This is a genomic window from Micromonospora sp. NPDC005220 (assembly GCF_040607895.1).
Lineage (GTDB): Bacteria > Actinomycetota > Actinomycetes > Mycobacteriales > Micromonosporaceae > Micromonospora.
The window spans coordinates 1-6,792 of record NZ_JBEXHP010000184.1; the positions used below are offsets into that span (position 1 = coordinate 1).

The following is a 6,792-nucleotide window of genomic DNA, read 5'->3' on the forward strand; positions in this document are numbered from 1 at the left end:
TGCACGCCGACCCGGGTGCCCTGCGGGAACGGGTGGAGCGCCGCCCGGGTGGGGGTGGCCGGTTGGTGCACTGTGGCGGCCAGCGCGGCCAGGGTGAGCTTGTCCACCCGCAGCGCCCGGGCCAGCGGGTGCCGGCGCAACCGGTCGATCAGCTGCGCGTCACCCAGCAGCAGCCCCGCCTGCGGCCCACCGAGCAGCTTGTCGCCGCTGGCGGTGACCAGCGCGGCGCCCGCGCGCAGGGTGCTGGCCGCGTCCGGTTCGTCGGGCAGCAGCGGGTCCGCGCCGAGCAGCCCGGAGCCGATGTCCGCGACCACCGGCACCCCGAGCGTGGCCAGTTGCCGTACCCCGGTGGCGGAGGTGAAGCCGGTGACCCGGAAGTTCGACGGGTGCACCTTGAGCACGAAGCCGGTCTGCGGGCCGAGCACGGCGGCGTAGTCCGCCAGGGTGGTGCGGTTGGTGGTACCCACCTCGCGCAGCCGCGCACCGGTGCTCTCCAGCAGGTCGGGCAGGCGGAAACCGTCGCCGATCTCGACCAGCTCACCCCGGCTGACCACGATCTCCCGGCCGGCGGCCAACGCGGTGGCGGCCAGCACCAGCGCGGCGGCGCCGTTGTTCACCACGTGCACGGCGCCGGCGTCGGGCACGGCGGCGGCCAGCGCGTCGAGGGTGTCCCGGCCGCGGCGGGCCCGCCGGCCGGTGGCCAGGTCCAACTCGACGTCGGTGTGTCCGGCGGCGGCCACCACCGCGGCGACCGCGGGGGACGACAACGGCGCCCGGCCCAGGTTGGTGTGCCCCACGACACCGGTGGCGTTGACCCCCACCCGGGGGCCGGGCGCGGGCAGCGCGGCGACCGCCGCGTCGCGTACCTCGTCGGGGTGCAGCTCACCGCGGCGGGCGCGGTCCTGCGCGCGGGAGACCACCGCCTTGACCTGCTCCCGGCCGAGGGTCACGGTGGCGGCGGCCAGCACCGGGTCGGCAAGCAGCGTGTCCGTACGGGGCACCCGACGTCGCGGGTCCACCGGGCCGTCGCCCATCACGTCATCTCCTGCAAGCGGTGTGGCGGAGACGGACGGGAATCGAACCCGCCTGGCCCGGGTCCCGGACCACTCCGGTTTTGAAGACCGGGAGGGGCACCAGCCGCCTGAACGCCTCCACCGGCCATTCGATCACACTGCGGGCGGAGCCGCCCGATCAGCTGGAAGATCCATGCCGCTTCGCCGCGCTTCGACCCGTTCGCGCTGCGGCACCACCGTGTACCGGGGGTCGCGGGCCGAGGCGACGCCGCCGTGGAAGATGCCGAACCGGGTCAGCACCGACGCCGCCAGCAACGCGGTCCCGGAGAGCGCCCCGACCACCCGGCTACGCCGGCCCAGCAGGGCGCCCGCCACCCCGCCGACGGTCAGCAGCCGCCCGGCGCGCAGCAACCGACCCGGCCGGCCCAACCGGTAGGGCTCGCTGAGCAGACCGAGGCGGGCCTCCACCCGATGTGTGCCGTACAGCTCCAGGGCCGCGCCGGCCACCGCCATCCGTCGAGCCGGCCCGGCCTGGGCCGGCGGCGCGGCGAGCAGACCCACGCCGGCGCCGCTGGCCAACGCGCTGCCCGCGAAGATCACCGGCAACTCGGGGTACGCCTCATGCCACGACGGCACCGCCGTGTCGGCCAGCAACACCCCGGTGTACGTGGCCAGCGCCGGCGCGGTACCGGCGGCGAACAGCCCAGCGGCGTGCCCGATCGGCGGCAACGCCCGGCCGGCCAACCCGAGCAGACCGCGCCGGGGCAGCACACCGGCGACCTCGGCGATCGCGGCGACACCCGCCGCTGGCCCGTACGCGGTGAGGATCCAGGTGCCCATCGACATCGGCGAGGTCGGCTTGGCCACCCGGAGCATGTGGTGGAACCGCGCCGGCCGGCCCAGATCCTTCACCAGGAAGACGGCGCTGGCGCTGACCGCGGCCAACGCGGTGACCCGACCGGCGCGCCGCAACGATGGCCGGCCGGTGAGCTGCCCGCCCGCAGCGAGCAGCGACGAACCGGCGGCCAACCCGCCGGTGAACAGGTACGCGGCGATGTCCCACTTCCAGACCGGCGCCTTCAGAACGGGTCGACCGTAGTAGGACGTGAACTCGGCCTCCGGCACCCGTAGTTCCTCGCCGCCACCGCCGCGCCGCCTGCGCCGCCGACCTTCGGCGCCTCGCCGTACCGTCAGATCGCCCCGGCGGCTGCTGCCGGCCTCGTCACCGCTGGTGGAGTCCCTGTCGTCGGTGATCGCCCGGTCGCTCGGGTGATCGCCACCGCTCGTCGCCTGCTCTGCACCCGTCGCTAGCTCTGCACCCGTCGCTAGCTCTGCACTCGTCGCGGTGCCCGACCGCTCGTCGCCCACCTGGGGTCGGTGGCCGCCCTCGGCGGCGAGCCGCTCCCGGAATCGGCGGAACCGGTCGCCCACGGGGCCCGGTGGGGTCATGAGGAACCTCCGACGAACGCGGCGACCGTCGCCGCGGCCATGGCCAGCGCGGCGAGGCCGGCGCGTTTCCACATCTTCGGCAGGTCGCGGGTGGTCACCACCGGGTCCGGTGGCAGCCCGTACACCTCGGGCTCGTCGAGGAGCAGGAAGAACGCCCCGTCACCCCCGACGCCGTCGTTCGGGTCGTGCCCGTACAGACGTGCCTCGGGGACCCCCCGGTGGTGCAGCGTCTCGACCCGGGCGGCAGCGCGTTCGCGCAGCTCGTCGAGGGGTCCGTACTGGATCGACTCGGTCGGACACGCCTGCGCACACGCCGGCGTCATCCCCGCACCCAACCGGTCGTAGCACAGCGTGCACTTCCACGCCCGACCATCGTCCTTACGCTGATCGATCACCCCGTACGGGCACGCCGAGATGCAGTAACCACACCCGTTGCAGATGTCCTCCTGCACCACCACCGTGCCGAACTCGGTCCGGAACAACGAACCCGTCGGACACACATCCAGGCACGCCGCGTGGGTGCAGTGCTTACAGACGTCCGACATCATCAACCAGCGGAAATCCGTGCGCTCCTCGACGCCGGTGCCCCGGCCCGGCGGCTGGGTCCCTGGCATCCCCAGGAACTGCGGTCCCGCGTCGACCGGCCGGTCAGGGCCGGCGTCGACCGGCGCGCCGAGGACGTCCGCCGGCGCGGCGCGGTGCCCGGCCGGGCGGGGTTGCTCGATGAACGCCACGTGTCGCCACGAGTTCGCGGTCAACGCGCCGGTGTTGTCGTACGACATGCCGAGCAGGTCCAGGCCACTCTCCGGGACGCCGTTCCACTCCTTGCAGGCGACCTCGCAGGCCTTGCAGCCGATGCAGACGCTGGTGTCGGTGAAGAACCCCATCCGGGCCGGCGCGTTCTCATAGCCGGCGTCGGGCGCCGGGTCCAGCGGACCGTACAGACTGTTCGGGTCAGGAAGCACCGTGCTCCTTCCCCTCGTTGTCTTCGGTCACGGCCGGGGCGTGCTGGCCCGGGGTGATCCCGGCGCGCCGCTGGTAGTCGGCCACCAGGTCGAGCAACGCCGGCCCGGTGGGACGGCGGCCCGGCCGCACGTCGCAGGTGCCGACCTTGCTCTCCTGGATCAGGACGTTCGGGTCGAGGCTGATGCCGAACAGATCGTTGGCCGAGTCGCCGGTAACCAGACCCTCAAAACCGAAGTGGTACGGCAACCACACCTGGTGGATGATCTGACCGTCCACCCGCAGCGGGGTCAACCGGTCGGTCACCAGCACCTTCGCCTCGATCACCGCGCGACCGCTGACCAGGTGCGCCCAGCCCAGATGTGTCAGCCCGACCTCGTCGGCCAGGGCCGGGGACACCTCGACGAACATCTCCGGTTGCAGCTCCGCGAGGGGTGACACCGTCCGGCTCATCGCGCCGGCGGTGTGGTGCTCGGTGAGCCGGCTGACCGTGAACACGTACGGGAACACCTGGTCGTGCTCCTGCGGCGGGCTCGGGTTCACCGAGTTCACCGGATGCGCGTACATCTTGCGGGTCGGGTTGGCCTGCTGACCGTAGAGCGGGTTGCGCACCGGCGACTCCACCGGCTCGTAGTGCGTCGGCAGCGGGCCGTCGAGCACACCACTGGGCGCGTACAGCCAGCCCTTCCCGTCGCCCTGCATGACGAACGGGTCGTCGCCGGCGATGCCCTCCGTCCCGGACGCGCCCGGTGGCGGCCGGTACGACGGTGGCTTGGTCTTCTCGAAGTCCGGCACGTCGTAGCCGGTCCACTCGGCCTTCTCCGCGTCCCACCACACGTAACGTTTGCGCTCGGACCACGGGTTGCCGTCCGGGTCGGCGGAGGCCCGGTTGTAGAGAATGCGCCGGTTCGCCGGCCACGCCCAACCCCACTCGGCGGCCACCCAGTCCTGCTCGTGCCGGGACTTGCGCCGGGCCGCCTGGTTCACGCCGTCGGCGTACACCCCGCTGTAGATCCAGCAACCGATCGCGGTGGAGCCGTCCGCGCGGGCCTCGGCGAAACCGGACAGCGGGCGGCCGGTCGTCACGTCGTACCCGTTGATTTCCCGCAGCACCGCCTCGGCGCTCGGCTCCGCGTGCGCACCGTGCGTGGGGTAGTCCCAGGTGAGGTCGAGCAGCGCACGGTCGCGCGGCAGCGGCGAGTCGGCCAGCTTGTCCCGCAGTTTGCGGCCCAGGTGGTAGAAGAACCACAGCTCGGAGCGGGCGTCGCCGGGCGGCTCGACGGCCTTCTCCCGCCACTGCAACAACCGCTGCGTCTGGGTGAACGTGCCCTCCTTCTCCACATGCGACGCGGCGGGCAGGAAGAACACCTCCGTGCGGCACTCCTCCGGCACGATCTCGCCGGTGGCGACCTCGGGGCCGTTCTGCCAGAACGTCGCACTCTCGATCATGAACAGGTCCCGGACCACCAACCAGTCGAGGTTGGCCATCCCGAGCCGCTGCGCCCGACCGTGCGCCGACCCGACCGCCGGGTTCTGCCCCAGCAGGAAGTACCCCTTGATCTTCCCATCGATCATATTGAGCACCTGCTGGTACGTGCCGTGATCACCGGTCATCCGCGGCAGGTAGCCGTAGCAGAAGTCGTTCTCCGGCGTCGCCGCGTCACCCCAGTACGCCTTCAGCAGGCTCGCGGCGAACGACCTCGCGTTGCCCCAGAACCCCTTCTGCCCCGGGTGCCGGATGCTGTCCACCCACTCGTCGAAGCTCGGGTGCTCCGCGTGGTGCGGCATCGGCAGATAACCGGGCAGCAGGTTGAACAACGTCGGGATGTCGGTCGAACCCTGGATGCTGGCGTGCCCGCGCAGCGCCATCACCCCACCACCCGGGCGGCCCATGTTGCCCAGCAACAGCTGGATGATCGCGCCGGTGCGGATGTACTGCACACCGACACTGTGCTGCGTCCAGCCGACCGAGTAGATCAGCATGCCGGTGCGGTCCCGGCCGGAGTTCTCCGTCCACGCCCGCGCCAACTCCAGGAACTGCGCCTGGGAGATACCGCAGACCCGCTCCACCATCTCCGGGGTGTAACGGGAGAAGTGCCGCTTGAGGATCTGATAGACGCAACGCGGATGCTGCAACGTCTCGTCGCGCCGGGTCTGACCGCCCACCGGCGCGCCGTGCGACTCGTGCGTCAACCCCGCGGCGCTGTCCCGCTCCTGGGCGGTGTGCCCACTGCCCGACGAACCCTCGTGCCCCTCGTACTGCCAGCTGTCCTGCACGTAGGTGCCCGTCTCCGGGTCGAAGCCGGAGAAGAACCCGTCGCCGTCCTCGGTGTCGCTGAACTGCTCGCTCACGATCGTCGCCGCGTTGGTGTACGCCAGCACGTACTCCCGGAAGTCCAGGTCGTTGTCCAGGATGTAGCGCACCACCCCGCCGAGCAACGCGATGTCCGTGCCCGCCCGGATCGGCAGATACGCATCCGCGACCGCGCTGGTACGGGTGAACCGCGGGTCGACGTGGAAGACCTTCGCCCCCCGGCGCTTGGCCTCCATCACCCACTGGAAACCCACCGGGTGTGCCTCAGCCATGTTCGAACCCTGGATGACGATCACGTCAGCGTTGGCGATGTCCTGCTGGAAATCCGTCGCACCGCCACGACCGAAGCTGGCCCCCAGACCGGGGACGGTGGCGGAGTGTCAAATACGGGCCTGGTTCTCGATCTGGAGCGCCCCCATCGCGGTGAACAACTTCTTGATGAGGTAGTTCTCCTCGTTGTCCAGCGTCGCCCCACCCAGACTGGAGATACCCAGCGTCCGGTTGAGCGGCCGGCCCTGCGTGTCGACGTCCTCCCAGGTCTGCTCGCGGGCAGCGAGGATCCGGTCGGCGATCATGTCGAGCGCGGTGTCGAGCTCCAGATCCTCCCACTGCGTCGAGTACGGCCGACGGTAGCGAACCGTCGTCTGCCGCAACGGGCTGGTCACCAGACTCTTACTCGCCGAGCCCTTCGGGCAGAGCCGCCCCCGCGAGATCGGGCTGTCCGGATCACCCTCGATCTGACTGACCCGCCCGTCCTTCACGAACACCCGCTGACCACAACCCACCGCACAGTACGGGCAGACCGACCGCGCCACACTGTCGGCCGTGTCGGTACGGGAGGTCAGCGCACGAGACCCGTCGGACATCGCCGCCGCACCCCGGCCCAACGGGTCCGTGCCGGTCAGCTGGCGGTACACCGGCCAACCCTCGATAAAGGTCCGTAGCCCCAACCCCGACACCCCCTCCCACGCGAGCGACCCCCTGAACATAGGTCAACCGAGACAGGTTCGCGAACCGGGGACACAGACAGCGCTGCCCCCGGCCGATCGGCCG

The 6,792-nt window shown here is 71.4% G+C and carries 4 protein-coding genes and 1 tRNA gene; all 5 read right to left on the minus strand.

What is annotated here, in order from left to right; translation table 11 throughout:
• Positions 1-1,034, minus strand: a 1,034-nt coding sequence (gene selA, locus ABZU52_RS31320; protein WP_354974533.1) for an L-seryl-tRNA(Sec) selenium transferase, incomplete at its 3' end; no start/stop codon positions are given.
• 23 nt (positions 1,035-1,057) lie between these two features.
• Positions 1,058-1,153 (minus strand) — tRNA-Sec (locus ABZU52_RS31325).
• Between the two features lie 13 nt (positions 1,154-1,166).
• The gene (gene nrfD / locus ABZU52_RS31330; protein ID WP_354974534.1) at positions 1,167-2,462 is read right to left on the minus strand and encodes an NrfD/PsrC family molybdoenzyme membrane anchor subunit; all 1,296 of its coding nucleotides are present in this window, start codon (positions 2,460-2,462) and stop codon (positions 1,167-1,169) included.
• Positions 2,459-3,427, minus strand: coding sequence for a 4Fe-4S dicluster domain-containing protein (locus tag ABZU52_RS31335; protein WP_354974535.1), 969 nt, complete (start codon positions 3,425-3,427; stop codon positions 2,459-2,461). The genes nrfD and ABZU52_RS31335 overlap by 4 nt, the downstream gene beginning before the upstream one ends.
• On the minus strand, positions 3,417-6,689 hold the full coding sequence (gene fdh, locus ABZU52_RS31340; RefSeq protein ID WP_354974536.1) for a formate dehydrogenase: 3,273 nt from the start codon (positions 6,687-6,689) through the stop codon (positions 3,417-3,419). Before fdh ends, ABZU52_RS31335 begins: the two co-directional genes overlap by 11 nt.
• Positions 6,690-6,792 lie beyond the last annotated feature (103 nt).